This window comes from Ensifer sp. Root558, from assembly GCF_001427045.1.
GTDB lineage: Bacteria > Pseudomonadota > Alphaproteobacteria > Rhizobiales > Rhizobiaceae > Ensifer > Ensifer adhaerens.
The window spans coordinates 1-15777 of the sequence record NZ_LMGC01000033.1; the positions used below are offsets into that span (position 1 = coordinate 1).

General features: G+C 60.5%; 14 protein-coding genes and 1 pseudogene. 3 read left to right on the top strand and 12 right to left on the bottom strand.

Translation table 11 applies throughout. From position 1 onward, the window contains the following. Window positions 1–121: 121 nt before the first annotated feature. Together ASD63_RS24030 and ASD63_RS24035 are read left to right on the top strand one after the other, a co-directional pair. Window positions 122–745, top strand: a 624-nt coding sequence (locus ASD63_RS24030) for a hypothetical protein (protein ID WP_060530007.1), incomplete at its 3' end; no start/stop codon positions are given. A gap of 989 nt (window positions 746–1734) precedes the next feature. Then, window positions 1735–2758: pseudogene (locus ASD63_RS24035) on the top strand (alpha/beta hydrolase). A 123-nt stretch (window positions 2759–2881) separates the two neighbouring features. Here ASD63_RS24035 and ASD63_RS24040 read toward each other — a convergent pair. The 3 genes from ASD63_RS24040 to ASD63_RS24050 are packed head-to-tail and all read right to left on the bottom strand — an operon-like array spanning window position 2882 to window position 5776. Next, on the bottom strand, window positions 2882–3817 hold the full coding sequence (locus ASD63_RS24040) for an alpha/beta hydrolase (RefSeq protein ID WP_060529929.1): 936 nt from the start codon (window positions 3815–3817) through the stop codon (window positions 2882–2884). Then, complete coding sequence (locus ASD63_RS24045) at window positions 3817–4686, bottom strand: alpha/beta hydrolase (protein WP_244497278.1); 870 nt, start codon at window positions 4684–4686, stop codon at window positions 3817–3819. The genes ASD63_RS24040 and ASD63_RS24045 overlap by 1 nt, the downstream gene beginning before the upstream one ends. Before the next feature lie 7 nt (window positions 4687–4693). After that, on the bottom strand, window positions 4694–5776 hold the full coding sequence (locus ASD63_RS24050; RefSeq protein ID WP_060529931.1) for a sugar phosphate isomerase/epimerase: 1083 nt from the start codon (window positions 5774–5776) through the stop codon (window positions 4694–4696). A 138-nt stretch (window positions 5777–5914) separates the two neighbouring features. Here ASD63_RS24050 and ASD63_RS24055 point away from each other — a divergent pair, with 138 nt between their 5' ends. Further along, window positions 5915–6469 carry a TetR/AcrR family transcriptional regulator gene (locus ASD63_RS24055; RefSeq protein ID WP_210339149.1) on the top strand — a complete coding sequence of 185 codons (555 nt, stop codon included), beginning with the start codon at window positions 5915–5917 and terminating at the stop codon, window positions 6467–6469. Here ASD63_RS24055 and ASD63_RS35265 read toward each other — a convergent pair. The 9 genes from ASD63_RS35265 to ASD63_RS24095 all read right to left on the bottom strand — a co-directional run bounded on the left by ASD63_RS35265 (window position 6449) and on the right by ASD63_RS24095 (window position 15716). After that, window positions 6449–7042 carry a hypothetical protein gene (locus ASD63_RS35265; protein WP_156624181.1) on the bottom strand — a complete coding sequence of 198 codons (594 nt, stop codon included), beginning with the start codon at window positions 7040–7042 and terminating at the stop codon, window positions 6449–6451. The genes ASD63_RS24055 and ASD63_RS35265 overlap by 21 nt on opposite strands. Before the next feature lie 152 nt (window positions 7043–7194). Further along, the gene (gene ugpC, locus ASD63_RS24060; RefSeq protein WP_060529933.1) at window positions 7195–8292 is read right to left on the bottom strand and encodes a sn-glycerol-3-phosphate ABC transporter ATP-binding protein UgpC; all 1098 of its coding nucleotides are present in this window, start codon (window positions 8290–8292) and stop codon (window positions 7195–7197) included. Between the two features lie 41 nt (window positions 8293–8333). Continuing rightward, on the bottom strand, window positions 8334–9737 hold the full coding sequence (locus tag ASD63_RS24065; RefSeq protein ID WP_060529934.1) for an FAD-binding oxidoreductase: 1404 nt from the start codon (window positions 9735–9737) through the stop codon (window positions 8334–8336). Next, entirely contained in the window at window positions 9734–10603 is an 870-nt protein-coding gene (locus tag ASD63_RS24070; protein ID WP_060529935.1) for a PfkB family carbohydrate kinase, read from the bottom strand. Before ASD63_RS24070 ends, ASD63_RS24065 begins: the two co-directional genes overlap by 4 nt. Continuing rightward, window positions 10600–11445 (bottom strand): sugar phosphate isomerase/epimerase family protein, encoded by an 846-nt coding sequence (locus tag ASD63_RS24075; protein ID WP_060529936.1) that lies wholly within the window; start codon window positions 11443–11445, stop codon window positions 10600–10602. The genes ASD63_RS24070 and ASD63_RS24075 overlap by 4 nt, the downstream gene beginning before the upstream one ends. Window positions 11446–11454: 9 nt before the next feature. After that, entirely contained in the window at window positions 11455–12315 is an 861-nt protein-coding gene (locus ASD63_RS24080) for a carbohydrate ABC transporter permease (RefSeq protein WP_060529937.1), read from the bottom strand. Beyond that, window positions 12312–13268 (bottom strand): sugar ABC transporter permease, encoded by a 957-nt coding sequence (locus tag ASD63_RS24085; protein ID WP_234824559.1) that lies wholly within the window; start codon window positions 13266–13268, stop codon window positions 12312–12314. The genes ASD63_RS24080 and ASD63_RS24085 overlap by 4 nt, the downstream gene beginning before the upstream one ends. A 22-nt stretch (window positions 13269–13290) precedes the next feature. Next, window positions 13291–14616 carry an extracellular solute-binding protein gene (locus tag ASD63_RS24090; RefSeq protein WP_060529938.1) on the bottom strand — a complete coding sequence of 442 codons (1326 nt, stop codon included), beginning with the start codon at window positions 14614–14616 and terminating at the stop codon, window positions 13291–13293. A gap of 86 nt (window positions 14617–14702) precedes the next feature. Further along, window positions 14703–15716: an SIS domain-containing protein gene (locus tag ASD63_RS24095; RefSeq protein ID WP_060529939.1), complete on the bottom strand. Its 1014-nt coding sequence runs from the start codon at window positions 15714–15716 to the stop codon at window positions 14703–14705. Window positions 15717–15777: the final 61 nt, after the last annotated feature.

A 15777-nucleotide genomic window follows, 5' to 3' on the forward strand; every position in this document is an offset into this window, starting at 1 on the left:
GGGGTTTTGCGGTCCCATGACCGGAAACCAACTCGGCATCGACACAGATATGAGGAGGGAACGTGGCAAATCATCCCAAGCTCCGTTGACGCGCGGCCCCTTCAACACCATCTCCTGCGGAATGCCCAAGACGAAGACAAAGAGCAAGGAAAGTGACGATCCCGAACTGATCAGGGAGTGGCCGCTTCCCGTGGTGGCGACCCTCGGATCTGGTGTCAGGCTTAAGGGTATTCTGCAGGAAATCCGGTCCCGGCTACCATCCACGATCCGGAAGTCGCTGGATATGCAGCCAGGCGGGCTGATCCTCGTCATGCCAGAGACTTCGAAGACAGCCTTCAGAGCTACGGCATCGGCCGTCTCCAGCGCGTTGGACGGCATCGCAAACCTTCCGATCATTCCTCGAGAGATCGAGGATATTCTGACGATCACGGCATCAGAGCGGAAGCGCTGGCTCGCAGACGGTCGTCTGCCCAGCGCCGGGACGCGAACGGTGAGGCTACAAGGACGCGCAAGGAAGATCACCTTTCACATATTCGATCCTCGTGTCGTCGAAGATCTACTCGACCGTGGCGCCGTGGATGAGTGGCGAGAAGAAGATATAGCGGCAAAAGCGGAAAATCGCAGGCGGGCCGCGTATCAGGCGAAGTTGACGCGGTCGCTGAAGAAAAAGGAAAAAGTCAAACCAAGCGAACGAGCCGACGAAGCCGCGACCGGCTTGAGCGGATGGGACGAATTCGGGAGCGACNTGACGCGGTCGCTGAAGAAAAAGGAAAAAGTCAAACCAAGCGAACGAGCCGACGAAGCCGCGACCGGCTTGAGCGGATGGGACGAATTCGGGAGCGACGGTCTCCTTCGATAGGCGTGCCGTCCGTGGAACTTTCGTGCCTTCACTTTCACCGTATCGATGTGCACGTTCCTTCAAGGAAGGAATTCTCGGGCAAAATCTCGGTTGATCCAGCGAATCCGGACTTCCCGGAGAGCCATACGTGCCAGAAAGAAGTCTAGCGTCCGGCCGTGTCATCAAACTAGCATTTGAACAGTGGCATGCTTCTGCCGGCCGCACGTTCGGTAAGCAGTGCACCAAAAAGCGTCATTATCTATGAACGCGCTGCAGTTGAAGTAGACCTACAAGCATTCTCGACCCGCCCGCGGTCCAATCCTATCGGGCCGGTTCGCGCGTGAGGGGTTACGCATGCGTCACCACCGCTCCGACCGTTGCTCGAGCGGATGTCGCTTGGCGGTTCGTGGGTGCTTCAACTTCACTTGGCCTTATCGGTACCTGTTGGTACAACCGTTTGCTGATTGCTGCCGAGGTCACTGCCTGGTTCCAAGGAGCGCGATATTGTGAACGCAATCACTGCAAGTGTTAAACCGATAATAACTGCAAGTAAGAGAGCGCGCCTGAGAAATCCCAATCCTGTTGGCAGTGGGTTCCTACCATTCGATGTCCCGACTCTGTCGCCTCCCTTATCCAGATGGGTTGGCATGGCAAAACGTCCTTTTTTACAACGATCCTATTAAACCCCCTCCGCAAGGCGATGTTCCAGAGCAAGACCGTTGTCTAAATGCGAGATTTGCAAGCGCCTTTTGTGTGCGGGAGGGTGTTTGCCGGGAGCATGGTCGTCTACGCGGTCGACATGGATCGTGAGGGACGGTCCTCCCTATCTCGCACGCTCCGCGCAAACTCGTGGTGCACCGGTCTTATCGGAATGGACCAGCCAAGCAGCCGGATCGATGTCCGTCGAATTCAACCTTGAACGCCGTCGCTTGTTCAGCGTGGCTGCATTTACCGCCGCAGCCGTCAAACTTGGCTTTGCCGACGCAGCCGATGCGGGGTCAGACACCTCCGCGACGACGTCGCGGACCGCCATTGTGGCCGCCCGACCACGTCCATTGAATCCATGAAAAGCATTAAGGTCGTCGACCTCGAAATCGATTACGCCGAGGCTCGTGCCAGCAACGAGCGCGTGGTCCTGCTGCGGCACGGCTGGCCCTACGACATTCATAGCTATGTCGACGTCGCGCCGCTGTTTGTATCGGCCGGTTATCGGATGATCGTGCCCTATCTCAGGAGGTATGGCACGGCCCGGTCCCTATCGAAGGGCACACCACGCAACGGCCAGCAATCCGCCTTGGCCGCCGCGCTCGGCGTCGAAAAAGCCATCATCGGAGGCTATGGTTGCGGTGCCCGTACGTCGAAAATCATGGCCGTCCTGTGGCCGGATCGCTGTAAGGCGATGGTGTCGGTGAGCGGATCGGCAGCCAAGAGAATGAACAAGAAGCCTATACCGCTCAAAGCCGAGCTCGCCTGGTGGTATCAATTCTATTTCGCCACTGAGCGTGGCCGGCTGGGCTACCAGGCCAATACGCACGGCTTTGTTCATCTAATCTGGGAGACCGCCTCGCCGAACGGGCAATTCGACGACGCGATCTTCACACGTTCGGCCCCTGCTTTCGACAACCCCGACCATGTCGCTATCATCGTCCATAACTATCGCTGGCGGCTGGACCTGATCGAAGGGGAATCCGCTTCGACGCATTCGAGGAAAAGCTTGCCAATAGCCCGGTGATCACGACCCCGACAATTACACTCAAAGGCGACCAGAACGCCGCCCCGCATCGGGGGCTCGAAGTTTAAGCCGGCATGTTTTCCGGCAACTACCAGCATCGCAACATCGCCGGCGGCGTCGGCCACAACCTGCCGCAGGATGCGCCGGAGGACTTCGCTCAGGCGATCATCGACGTGGACCGGCTGTGACCAAGCGAGTCTGGCCCGTCAATGCGCTCGACTGCCCGACCGCCTTCGCTCCGACGCAATGCCACCTGCCGCTGACGCTCCCGACAGTATTGACTAGCGCGTTCACCGTCACACCGCCTAGCCTTAGAATGCACCGAGCTTCAGACGCAGCTCTCTTCCCGCATTGGCGAATATCGCTTTCGCCGCCGGTGTGATGCCGAGCATATGGATGCAGGCATGGACCATTCCCTCGAGAACGATGAGCGTGGTTGGGACGCCGCATGCGTCAAGTTTGCGCGCGTAGGATTCGCCTTCGTTGCGCAAGGGATCATACTCGCTCACCATGATCGTCGCCGGTGGCAAACTGGAGAGATCGCCCCGAAGCGGGGCGGCATAGACTGGGGGCGTCGTCACTCGGTCACCGAGATAGGCGCCCCAACAGAACTTCATTGCATCGCGCGTCAGATAGTAACCGTCGGCAAACTCCTGATAGGAAGCGGTTTCCAAGTCGGTATCGACTGGCGGATACATGAGCAGTTGTTGCGCGATAGGCGGTCCACTGCGGTCGCGTGCGAGCATCGCGGTCGCGGCAGCCAGGTTGCCGCCGGCGCTGTCACCAGCGATGACAATCCTATTTCTGTCCACTCCCAGTCGTTCCGAATGGTCGGCGACAAAGCATAGGGCGCGATAGACATCGTCCAGAGCTGCCGGATAGGGATGTTCCGGAGCAAGGCGATATCCGACAGAAAACACAACGCAGCCGGTCGCATTGGCGAGCGCACGACACGGATTGTCATACGCGTCGAGCGATACCAGGCACCATCCCCCGGCATGGGCAAAAACCATAGCCGGAGGCTTGCCGCCCCATTTCGCTCCAGCGGGCCAGTAGGCCCGAACAGGAATTGAAACGTCCGGATCGTCGCCGGCCACAACGAGATCTTCAATCTGACTGACAGGCTCCGAGGGGCCTTGCATGGCGATCAGGGCTCGATCGGTCTCTGCGCGCATTTCATCAAGGGTGCCGGGATGCGTGGCCGGTAGCCCCGCCAGAAACGTGGCGATGTTCGCATCGACAGGCATCAGGCTGCCCCCTCCAGAAAGAAGGGAACAACCTGTGCGATGAAATCGTCCGGGCATTCTTCCATTATGAAATGGCCACAATCGCGGACAATCTCGCCGCGCAGGTTGCTCGCATGTCGGCGCATCGTTTGCATAGGCGCGTCCACCGTCGCGTGCTCCGCACCTATAGCCAAGACCGGCATCGCCAACAGCCGGCTCGCCCGTACCTGGTTCTGACGGATGGTTTCGGGGATCGCCCGGTAATAGGAGAAGCCGGCCCGGATACCCCCTGGTGTCCCGTAGGCAGCTGCATAGACATCCGCTGCGACCCGGTCCCTGCGGTGAGACCACTTGTCGAACATGAAGCCGAGATATTCTTTCTCCCGTCCCGATGTGAGGAATTCCGGCAGATCCAGGACCTGATTGAACATGAAATGCCAGAGGAAGATGTTGTCCGAAGGGGGTACGAAGATTTGCGGCGCAGGCGCGAGACCGGGAATGACAGCTTCTGTCAGCGCGATGCGTTCCACGGCGTCCGGGTAGTCGCTCGCCAGCGCGTATCCGACCCACATGCCGACGTCATGTCCGGCGACACCGTAGCGGGTGTGACCAAGCGCAGTCATAAGCTGGTGCAGGAGACGCGCGACTGAGCCCGTGTCGTAGCCGTTTTCCGGTCTCGTGGAAAACCCGGTGCCGATGGGGTCGACGGCAATGGCTTGGAAGCCATTTTGCGCCAAGGCGACCATTACGTAGCGCCAGGCGTACCAGGTCTGTGGCCAGCCGGGGATCAGCAACACCGGCGTGCCCTCGCCCATCGTGGCGCAGTGGATTTTCTGCCCGTCGACGCGCACATAGCGATGCGCGAAACCTTCGGACGCGCGGTCCGACACCAATAGATTAGCCATAGTGTTTTCCTGCGAAAGAGTTGGAGATGCCGAGGATCTTGTTCATTTGGCCGACGCTCAGCGGCGTTCCGGCGAAATCGTCGAAAATCTTGTCCGTGACGCGGATCACGTGATCACGAATGAAGGCAGCGCCCTCGCGCGCTCCGTCTTCCTGGTTCTTCAGGCAGCATTCCCACTCCAACGTCGCCCAGCCCGAAAAATCATACTGGGCAAATTTCGAGAAGATCGAGCGGAAGTCGACCTGGCCGTCGCCCAGCGAACGGAATCGGGCCGCACGGTTTACCCAGGACTGGTAGCCGCCATAGATGCCCTGGCGTCCGGTCGGGTTGAATTCAGCGTCCTTGACATGGAACATGCCGATGCGCTCGTGATAAATGTCGATGAAGTGGAGATACTTGAGCTGCTGCAAGACGAAGTGGCTGGGATCAAAGAGGATTTGGGCCCGCTGATGGCCACCGATGCGATCAAGAAACATCTCGAAACTGGCGCCGTCATGAAGGTCTTCGCTCGGGTGAAGTTCATAACATAGGTTGATCCCCTCTTCTTCGCAGTTGTCGAGAATGGGCTTCCAGCGGCTGGTCAGTTCGTCGAAGGCGGCATCGACCAAGCCTTCGGGACGCTGTGGAAACGGAAAGAAGTAGGGCCAGAGGAATGAGCCCGAAAACGTTCCCATCTCGGTCAGTCCAAGCCGCCGCGAGGCTTTCGCGGCCAACTTGATTTGCTGCAGAGCCCATTCGCTCCTGGCAGCGGCGTTTCCACGAAGCTCCTCAGGAGCGAACGCATCGCACATCGCATCGTACGCCGGGTGGACAGCGACAAGCTGTCCAAGGATATGCGTGGTCAGTTCGCTGACCTGCAAGCCGTGCTCGGCAAGCGTGCCTTTGATCTCGTCGCAGTAAGCTTGGCTCTCTGCCGCCTTGGCGATGTCGATCAGGCGTTGGTCCCAGGCAGGTATCTGAAGGGCGGCAAAGCCCATTCCGCTCGCCCATTCCGCAATTGATTTTAGCGTGTTGAAGGGCGGATTGGCATCGCTGAATTGAGCGAGATGGAGGCTTGGGCCTTTTATGGTTTTCACTGGATGGCCTTTCTTTGTTGATCGACAAAGAATTGGCAGCCTTGCATCTCCGCGTCAAGCGAATTATTTGTCGATCGACAAACATAGGAGCGGGACGTGGCAGGTAGACCCAGAGAGTTTGACAGGGACGTGGCGCTGATGAGAGCCCGGGATCTGTTTTGGGCGCGCGGGTTCGAAGGTGTTTCCATGACCGATCTGGTGGATGGCCTTGGCATCGCCTCCGCGCGGATTTATGCCGCTTTCGGCTCCAAGGAGGCCTTGTTTCGGGAAGCTATCGAACACTACGAGACGAATGAGGGCGGCTTTGCCGAGCGAGCCATGCTCGAGAACAGCGACGTCCGCTCAGTTCTGGAAGTCATGTTCCGGGCGGCAGTGGCGCTCTATACCGACGGACTGAAGGGATGCATGGTCGTATCGGCGGCGACGAATTGCACGCAGCAGAACGAGGCGATCAGAGACTGGCTGGCCGAGCATCGGAAGGCGCGAACGCAATCGATCATTGACCGCCTGATCGCGGGGAAACGATCGGGGGAGATCCCGGCACATGTCGATGAAATTGCCATAGGCGATTGCTGCGCAACCTTGCTGCACGGGCTTTCGGTTCAAGCACGCGATGGAGTTGAACCGCGTCGTCTTCATGCCATGGTCGACGCTTTTCTCATCGGTTTCGATTCAATGGTCAGCGCGCGTTGAATGCACCGTGGTCGCGGCCCCGCAGGTTGAGTTCAGACAAGTCCGCACCGACGGCAGACGCAGCGACAGTTGCAAGAACGAAGAGAAGCGATCGGTAAGACGGTTTGGACAACGCATCCTTGCAGGTTGGGCCGCCCGTTCAGCGATCGGCCTTTCGCGGCCTAACCTGATGGTGCTTGTGCGGCTGCGATTTTTCCAAGCATTTCGTGGCACGTACCAATGCCAGCGGCATTTCCGTTTCTTGGAAAACTCGCGCGCCTCTTGCAAAAGCTGAAGGGCAGATCCGTAAGATCTGACGTTGGCATGGATCGTTGGGACGTCTTGTAGCGTGGCCGCATAGTCATTCGGCACGCGCCGCATCACGTCGATAACCTCTTCAAAGAGATGGATTGCATTGCTCGCCACCTCTCGCACGCGCTCTGTAATTTCGCCACCATCCTCCACGAGCAGGTAGTGAAACAAATCGGAGACTGCGCGGGCGACGTTTGCACTCGCTCGCGCCCACAATAACTCATTGTCCTCTCTTTTGCGCACTTGAAGCACATCACCCCAAGCCGTTGCTGCCGCACGCAAGAGCCTGTTCCTGTCGATTGTCGGTGATGCATATGCCAGTCAGCCAAGCGCAGACGCGAGATTGTTGTTGCAGGCGGCCCAGATATCGGGATCGCCTGACTGCCTGATCCCGGCAAGAGCCTCCCGAACTGATGGCTGCAAGATCGGTTCACCTAGCTTCGAACGGCTCTTCCCGCAGTGTCGAAGATGTGGATATCCCGGCGGCGCGCGGTGAAATTAACGCTCTGCGTGCGTGAAAAAGCACTCTCCCCATCGACCTTGACCAAAAACTTTTCACGGGCGCCGTTCAGGTCCAGATAGAGTATTTGCACCTCGCCGAGATGCTCCACGAGATCGACGGTTCCGGCAAATGTCGGATCCGTCCCATGACTGTCGCCTATCCGTATGTTTTCCGGGCGAATGCCGACGCTGATCGCCTCGCCCCTTGAAAGGCTGCCACGTTCTGCCTCAATATCAAGGACCACACCGCAGTCAAGCTGGCAGCGTGCCGATGTCGCGGAACGGCCCACGACCTTACCTTTAAGGATGTTCATTGCCGGTGAGCCGATGAATTGCGCGACGAAGAGGTTCGCCGGCTTGCGGTAGAGATCGGTCGGCGTGCCGACCTGCTCGATGTTGCCGTCCTTGAAGACGACGATACGGTCCGCCAGCGTCATCGCCTCGACCTGGTCGTGGGTGACGTAGATCATCGTTACTTCCGGCATGCTCTGCTTCAACTTGGCGATCTCAATGCGGGTGGCGACGCGCAGCGCGGCATCCAGATTGGACAGGGGCTCATCAAATAGAAAGACCCGCGGATTTCGCACAATGGCACGCCCGATCGCCACGCGCTGCCGTTGCCCGCCGGAAAGCGCCTTCGGCTGGCGTTGTAGGTACTTGTCGAGCTGGAGTATTTCGCCCGCCTTTCGCACCCGCATATCGATCTCCGCCTTCGGCGTTCCGGCTATACGCAGTCCGAAGGACATGTTCTCGTAGACGGTCATATGCGGGTAGAGCGCATAGGACTGGAACACCATGGAGATGCCGCGCTTGGAGGGCGCGACGGCATTCATTCGCTCGCCATTGATGACGAGGTCGCCTGACGTGATTGTCTCAAGGCCGGCAATCGAGCGCAGCAGAGTGGATTTCCCGCACCCAGACGGGCCGACGAAGACGATGAACTCGCCCGACCTCATCTCAAGGTCTATGCCGTGCAGGACTTCGAGATCACCATAAGCCTTGCGAATGTTCCTCAGCGATAAATCGGCCATCGTTCCCGTTCCGTTATTTGCAATTGCAAGACAGCGCGCCGTCAGGGCGCGAGCCCGGCCAGGAACCGCGTGACCGGACCCGGCTTTCTGTTGATGATCTCGAGATCGTTCTTGCGCCGGATGGCATGCCGCACGACCCGCGCGCCGAGATAGCGCAGCGGCTCGGGCGGAAGCCGCGTGCGCTTTTCAATGCCAACCAACCCACACCGGCTCCAGGCGTCGTCACGCCCGAGCACAAGGCTTGCCATGATGCGGCCGGCGACGGGCGTTTGCGCGATGCCCGTACCGTTAAAGCCCATCGCGTAAAAAATGTTCGCGTGGTCCTTCAGATGGCCGAAGACCGGCAGGTGCTGCGCCGTGCAATCGATCGGGCCGCTCCAGTCGTAAAGGACAGGCACATGCTTCAACTCAGGATACACCCGGTGCATCTCGCGGATATTGTCAGCGCCGCCGTCGCCGCTGCGATTGAAGCGGGCATCAATGCGGTCGGCATAGGCGATGCCACCCGTGCCCCGGCCGAAGACGACGGTGCCCTCGGGCGTGCGCTGGTAGTAGAGCACATGCTGCTGCGCATCGCAGATCGAGGCGCCGTCCGTCCAGCCGATCTGCTCCAGGACATCGCGCGCCGGCGCCGTCGCGATGACCTGGCTGCTAACCACGTAGAGATAGGGATGCAATTCCGCGATCGCCGAAAGCCAGGCATTTGCGGCGAGCACCACCTTGCCGGCGGAAAGCACGCCGCGTGCTGTGCGCAGTTGCGGCGTGGAACCGGGCACGATTTCGAGAACCGGGCTCTGCTCATGGATGATGATCCCCCTTTCGAGGGCGAGCCGTCGCAGGCCGAGGGCGAGCTTTGCCGGCTGCACGGTTCCCGCCCTCTCCTCGATGATGCCCACATAAGAGATGTCCGAGCCGGTGCGGCGCAGGATATCGGCGCGCTGGAGCGGATGCAGGCGGTCCTCGGCGAGCGTCCGGCTGAGGTCGCGGGCCGCAGCCCAGGCCCCCTCCTGCGCGGTCGAACTTGCCGTCCACAGCCAGCCGTCGAGTCTCAGATCCATGTCGATGGCACCGGAGGCCTGCAGGCCATTAAGCTCCTCGATGGCGTCGGCGGTCGCCCGGCACAGCATGAGCGCGTCATCCTCGCCGACAAGCGCGCGCAGCATGTCGATTTCGGCAAACCAGCTATGGACCTGGCCGCCGTTGCGACCGGAAGCTCCGGAACCGCAGAAATCCGCTTCGAGCACGGAGACACGCGTTTCGGGCGCTCGTTCCTTGATCCTCAGCGCAGTCCACAGGCCGGCATAGCCACCGCCGACGATCGCGACGTCGCAATCCGCGCTGCCCTTGAGGGGCGGCGTGACGGCATCCGCCGCAATGCTCTGCAGCCAGAAGGAACGATCGCCCTTCGGTGCCGCGACGGGCGGCCTCATCGTGATGGTGTTCATGTTCCCGCCCTCTCGGTGCTGCCGATGACATCGTCATATTTCTTAAGCAGCCATTCCGGGATTGGCCGGATGGGCTGCGGGAAGCCGCCGAGATGGGTGCAGGTCTCGGATGCTCTTTCGGCGGCGCTGTCGAGCGCGGCCTGTCCGGACAGGTCTGCGAAGAACCGCGACATGATGAAGGTCGCGATGAAGCTGTCCCCTGCACCGCAGGTATCGACGACCGTGACCGGCACAGAACCCGCCGCGAACACCGTCGAACCATCATGATAGAAGGATCCCCGCCTGCCGCAGGTGACGACGACCTGTAGTGCGCCCGCGGCCCTGAACCGCGCGATCAGCGGCTCGACCGGCTTGGTCGGATCGTCCGGACCGGAGGCGAAGACAAGCGGCACGCCATCGAGCGAAAGGTCGAAATGCCGTGTGGAAATGTCGATGCTGAAGGGAATGCCATCGGCGACGAGCCGGCGGATGAGCCTTTCGCTGGAATTTGTGCCGAGATGCAACCAGTCGGCTTGCCGCAACGCCTCGTAGCGATCAGCATTTGGAACATAATCCTCGCCCACTCCGAGCGACTCGAGAAGGAAACGTCGCTCGCCGGCATCGTCCGTCAGCAGCGTCACAGCAGACGCGCCGGGACGGATTTCGACATCGTTGCGATCAAGCCCCGCCTCCGCGATGGCGGCAAGCATGATATCGCCTTCCGCATCCGGGCCCAGCGCACCGAAATAGCGGGCATTCAACCCCTGTTGCCGCCATTGGACGGCGACATTGAGGGCATTGCCGCCCACGGTGACGAACCCTTTGCTCAGATAGGCATCGAGGCAATTGTCGCCGACGGCGATCAGGTTGGGATTGGCCTTCGTCATTCTGTGTCCGTTTCATCGAGATGGGGTGCAATGGCTTCGAGGCATCGCCGCCAGGCGGAAACGGGGTCGAGCGCATAGGAGCCGTTGCCGAAAGGTTCGAAAGTCAGCGTGCCGGCGAAACCGTGCCTGCCAAGCTGCCCGATATAGTCGTCGAGCGGCAGGTTGCCGTCGCCCCAGGCAAGATGCCCCGCCGGCGTTCCATCCACGACATGCACATGCGCGATGCGCTTGCCGAAGCGCGCGAAATAGTCGCCGACGCTGTCTTCTGCCGTCGCCATGGCGACGAGGTCGAGAACGATATCGATATCGTCACCGTTGAGCGCGCGCCAGAAGCTCTCAAGCGCATCGGCATTGGTGACGATGTTGCTTTCGAGGCGCTGCAGCGGCTCCAGCAGGCAGGAGACGCCAAGCGCGCGCGCATGGGCGGCGATCCGGTTGATTGACTGGATCGAATTGGCCCAGGCGGTTTGTCGGCTTTCGCACTCGAAGCCGCGGCCCGGCGTCAGGAAGAGATATTGCGCTCCCAGCTCCGCGCAGACATCGGCGGCCTGCATGAAACGCTCGACGCTGGCCTCGCGGTAGGCGCTGTCGCCGGAGGCGATGTTGATCGGATAAAGAACCTGCTCTGGCGTGAAGCAACGTACGGCCAATCCGTTGTCGCCGAGGATCGCCTTCACCTCCGCAAGCCGTGCCTGGTTGTCGTGGAAGAGATCGAGATGCGGGGCGACGCCCCAGAGCTCCATCTGCTGAAGGCCCATGGCGCTGAGCTTTTCGGCTGTCCAGCGGAAGGAATGGTGCTGAAAGGAGAAGTTCGCACCGATGAGCTGGGTTCGTTTCAACATGTGCCCGCCCTATTTTCCGATGCCTTCGGCCAGCCCGCGGATGAAGAAGCGCTGGGCGGCGAAGAAGGTGATGACGATGGGAAGTGCGGAGAGCGTCATGGCGGCGAAGACGACGGCATAGTTGGTTCCGTGCTTTGCCATGATGGAGGTGAGGCCGACGGGCAGCGTCTGCAAATCCGCGCCGCTGGTGAAGATCATCGCGAAGAGATACTCGTTCCAGGCGAAGAGCACATGCAGGATGACGCAGGACACCAGGATCGGCTTGCACAGCGGCAGCGTCACCTTCCAGAAAATCTGCCCTTCGCTGGCACCGTCCATGGTGGCGGCCTCGTCGAGATCCCGCGGCAGCCCGAGCATGTAGGCGCGGATCAGGAAGGTCGTAAAGGGAATGCGGAAGGCGGTGTAGAGGATGATCAGCGCCCAATAGGTGTTATAGAGGCCCAGGCCCTGCATCATGCGCACGAGTGGGATGACCGCGACCGTCGGGCTTAGCATGAGGCCACCGAGCACGATGCCGACGAAAAATGGCTTTCCGGGCAATTTCGAACGCGTGAGGCCATAGGCTGTCCAGGCGCTGACCAGCACCGTGCAGACGGCCGATCCGAGCGTGACGATGACGCTTGTCGCGATGTAATTGCGGATGCCCTGGTTCCAGGCCGAGATATAGTTTGCGATGCTGAAGCCGCTCGGCAGCGCGAAGGGGTTGCCGAAGATTTCGGCATTGGTCTTGAAGCCGTTCATCGCCATCCAGAACAGCGGATAGAGCACGACGAAGCCGAGGCTGATCAGGAAGGTAACGAGGCAGGTCTTCGCCAGCACGGCGGCGAAGTCGGTGCGCTCGGTTTCCCCCGGTTGATAGGTGACGCTCACAGATCGACCCTCCGTCTCTTGGTGTACCAGAGCTGCGCGAAGCCGGTGATCAGCGTGATGACGAAGATAACCGTTGCGATGGCCGCGCCATAACCGAAGTCGTTTTCGATGAAACCCTGCTGGTAAAGCCATGTGCCGAGCACCTGGCTGCTGTTGTTCGGCCCACCGCCGGTCATCACCATGACCTCGTTGAAGACCTGGAACGCACCGGTGATCGTGACGATTACCATCAGGCCGGTCATTTCGCGGGTGAGCGGAAAGGTGATGTTCCATAGGCGCCGCCAAGTCCCTGCCCCGTCCATGATCGCCGCGTCGTAGAGTTCGCGCGGGATCTTCTGGATCGCGATAGCGAACAGCAGCGTCGAATAACCGAAACCCTGCCACTGGCTCATGGCGATGATAGCGTAGATCGCGGTGCCCTCCTCGCCGAGCCAGGCGCGCGACCACTCCGCAAGCCCGATCTGCGTCAGCGCCGAATCCATTAGGCCGATATCGGGCTGGTAGATGAAATAGAATAGAAGGCCGGTGACGGTGATCGAGATGGCCGAGGGTATGAAATAGACGGCGCGCCAGAACCGGCGCCATCTCTCATCGGCAAGCCCCTCGATGAGGGCCGCCAGCACGAACGCGCCGAAAACCTGGAATATGACGGAGATGACGGCATAGAGCGTGTTGTTGACGATCGCCGTCCAGACGACCGGGTCGCCCTGCAGGCGGCGGTAATTGTCCAGTCCTATAAAAGCGGTCTCGCCTGTGAAGATGTCCTGGTTCTTCGTGCTCACGACGAAATTGTCGATGATGGGATAATAGACAAACCAGAGGATCAGGACGAACGCGACCAGCACCCAGCGAAACGACAGGATCCCGGCCAGCGGGCCGAACCGATGGCTTTGCGCCCGGTCCGGCCCGGCGAAGCCGATTTTGACGGCTTCACCATTCTGCTCGTGCTTCATGACAGTCATCCTGGGCCGATCCTTACTTGGACGAAGTCGCTGCTTCCTTGACCCGTTCCATGACCTCTTCGGGTGTCATGGAGCCGCCGATCAGCGCCTGGAGACCGGAGAGCCAGGCGGCCGCAACGCGCGGCGGATTGGCGGTATCGAGCCAGGGCATCAGATAGGAGGCGTCGGCGATCACCCTGAGGCCGTCGACCACGGCTGGGTTCATGGCGTCTACCGAATATCCGCCGACCGTCGCGCTCGGCTGGCCATAAGGCGGCGCGGAGAGAACCTTGCCGTTTTCGGCCGAGGTGACGAACCTCATGAAATCGATCGCAAGCGGAATGTTCTTGGAAGCTGCATTGATCATGTAGCCTTCCGGCGCGCCTTCGACCGCCTTGGGGTCGCCCTTGGCATCCTTCGGCACCGGCAGCTTGAAGAAGCCGAAATCTTCCCGTTTCAGCGCACCGTCCGCGGTCGACTGGTCGAACTCGATGATTTCCTGATAGTACATGGCGGACTTGCCGTTGCTGAACTGCTGCAAGGCCGAGGCGTAGGATGAGCCGTTCGTGCCTGAACCATTAGAGCATTCGTCGATGAGCTGTTTGAACTGTGTGAGGCTGGCGACATAACCGGGATCGGCAAATTCGGCCGTAGCAGGGATGAAATCCTTTTCGAGCGTGGCCTGCGGCACGTTGTAGGCTAGCAGCTGCCCGGCATAGTGCACGCCCGGCCAGCCTTCCTTGTTGCCGAAGGAGATCGGCGTGACGCCGGATTTCTTCAGGGCGGCGCAGGCGCCGAGCAGCTCCTCGAAGGACTTGGGCTCAGCGACACCCGCCTTTTCGAACAGGCTCTCGTTGTAGCCCATGAACTTGGCGTCGAGATAAAGCGGAATGCCGTAAAGCTTGCCATTGTACTGGAAGGCGGAGACGGCAGCGGTCGCGAGCGACTTGCCCCATTCGGTATCCGGACCGATGACCGGGGTCAGATCGACGGCGCGGTTGCCGCGCACGAAATTCTCACCCCAGCTGCCCGTCCAGGTGAAATAGACGTCGGGCAGCGAATTGGAGGCCACGAGCGCCTTCGTCTTGCCCTTCACGCTGTCGTCGCTCTCCTGGATGAGCTCGACCTTCACGCCGGGGTGGAGCTTTTCATAGTCCCGGGCGGCATCGACGAAGAAGGGAGAAAGCTGCTGCAGACCGAATTTCGTCAGCACGCTGACCGTGCCGGAATAGTCGACCGTCGCATTGGGATCGGCGACGACCGGCTCCGCGCCAGATGCAGCAGCGACGCTGCCGATGACGAAGGCGGCAGCAGCGATCGACCCGAGGCTCGTCGTGCTCAAGAACGGATTGGCTTTCATTTCGCAGTTCCTCTCTGTTGTCTTTCGTTTCTTTGGGACATGCAAGGTCGGGGAACGGTCCGGCGTCGCCGCCGGACCGGAAAACCTCAATATTCGACGCGCTTGTAGTAGCGGCGCGTGGTCAGCGGATGGTCGCGCAGCACCTCCAGATGCGCGCTCAAGCGCTCCAGCATTGTCGCCAGGACAATCGGCGAGATGAGACTGCGCGTCCTGGCCGAGACGCCCGGAAGGTCGGCGGCAGCCGCATCGAGAACGCGCACCTTGTCGGTGTAGCGCTTGGCGAAGTTCTCCACGCGGTCCGTCAATGGGCGGAAGGCATCCTCGCCCTTGAAGATGAAGAGGCTGACACCCGGTTCCACCAGTTCCAGCGTGCCGTGGAAGAAGTCGGATGCCTGCACGGGGCGCGTGCGGATCCACTGCATTTCCTCCAGAATGCACATGCCGTAGTAGTGCGCTTCCGGCCAGACGGAACCGGCGCCGGTGAAGATGTGGTAGGTTTCGTCCTTGATTTCCCGGGCGAGCGCGGCGGCCTCGGCCTCGTAGCCCTCCTTCACCGAAACCAATAGCTCCGGCAACAGCGCCAGTTCGCCAACCGTCGCGTCGAAATCGGCGTATTCGCCGCGCTCGGCCAGCAGCGCGAGCACGATGAGCAGGGTCTGGAGGTAGAAGGATTCCGAGGACGTATCGTCTTCGGCGAAATTGGTGAAGTTGTAGTCGGCGTCGCGGCCGAGCGGCGTGTCCTTGTGCCCGGTGAGCGACAGCGTCTTCACCCCGCGCTCCTTAAGGAAGGCGAGAAGCTGCACGCTTTCCTTGGTCGTGCCCGACAGCGAGGGCAGCACGACCAGCGCCTTCTCGTTGAGGCCCGCCGGGGGCTCCAGCACGACCTGCGCCGAATAGGCGGCCGAAACCGGGAATACCGTCAAAGCGCGCGCAAGCTCGATGGCCGGCTGCGTTAGGAACTGCACGCCGCCGGTCCCCATGAAGAAAATGCGTTCCAGACCGTCGTCGAGCAGACCGCGCATCAGGGCGCGCATGTCGTCGGCGATTGCGACTGCACCGCTTTGTATCTTCACAAAGCGATCTCTATCGAAGTTGAGCATTTGTACCTTCCCGTTTTGCGCTGCGCGAAATCGCCTTTGAAGCGAGGTGGCGTCCCAACGC

Bases quoted from the DNA above. Each gene is read 5' to 3' on its own strand.
- ASD63_RS24040 (WP_060529929.1), bottom strand. From the start codon at position 3,817: ATGCCTGTCGATGCGAACATCGCCACGTTTCTGGCGGGGCTACCGGCC.
- ASD63_RS24055 (WP_210339149.1), top strand. From the start codon at position 5,915: ATGAGAGCCCGGGATCTGTTTTGGGCGCGCGGGTTCGAAGGTGTTTCC.
- ugpC (WP_060529933.1), bottom strand. From the start codon at position 8,292: ATGGCCGATTTATCGCTGAGGAACATTCGCAAGGCTTATGGTGATCTC.
- ASD63_RS24065 (WP_060529934.1), bottom strand. From the start codon at position 9,737: ATGAACACCATCACGATGAGGCCGCCCGTCGCGGCACCGAAGGGCGAT.
- ASD63_RS24070 (WP_060529935.1), bottom strand. From the start codon at position 10,603: ATGACGAAGGCCAATCCCAACCTGATCGCCGTCGGCGACAATTGCCTC.
- ASD63_RS24075 (WP_060529936.1), bottom strand. From the start codon at position 11,445: ATGTTGAAACGAACCCAGCTCATCGGTGCGAACTTCTCCTTTCAGCAC.
- ASD63_RS24085 (WP_234824559.1), bottom strand. From the start codon at position 13,268: ATGAAGCACGAGCAGAATGGTGAAGCCGTCAAAATCGGCTTCGCCGGG.
- ASD63_RS24090 (WP_060529938.1), bottom strand. From the start codon at position 14,616: ATGAAAGCCAATCCGTTCTTGAGCACGACGAGCCTCGGGTCGATCGCT.
- ASD63_RS24095 (WP_060529939.1), bottom strand. From the start codon at position 15,716: ATGCTCAACTTCGATAGAGATCGCTTTGTGAAGATACAAAGCGGTGCA.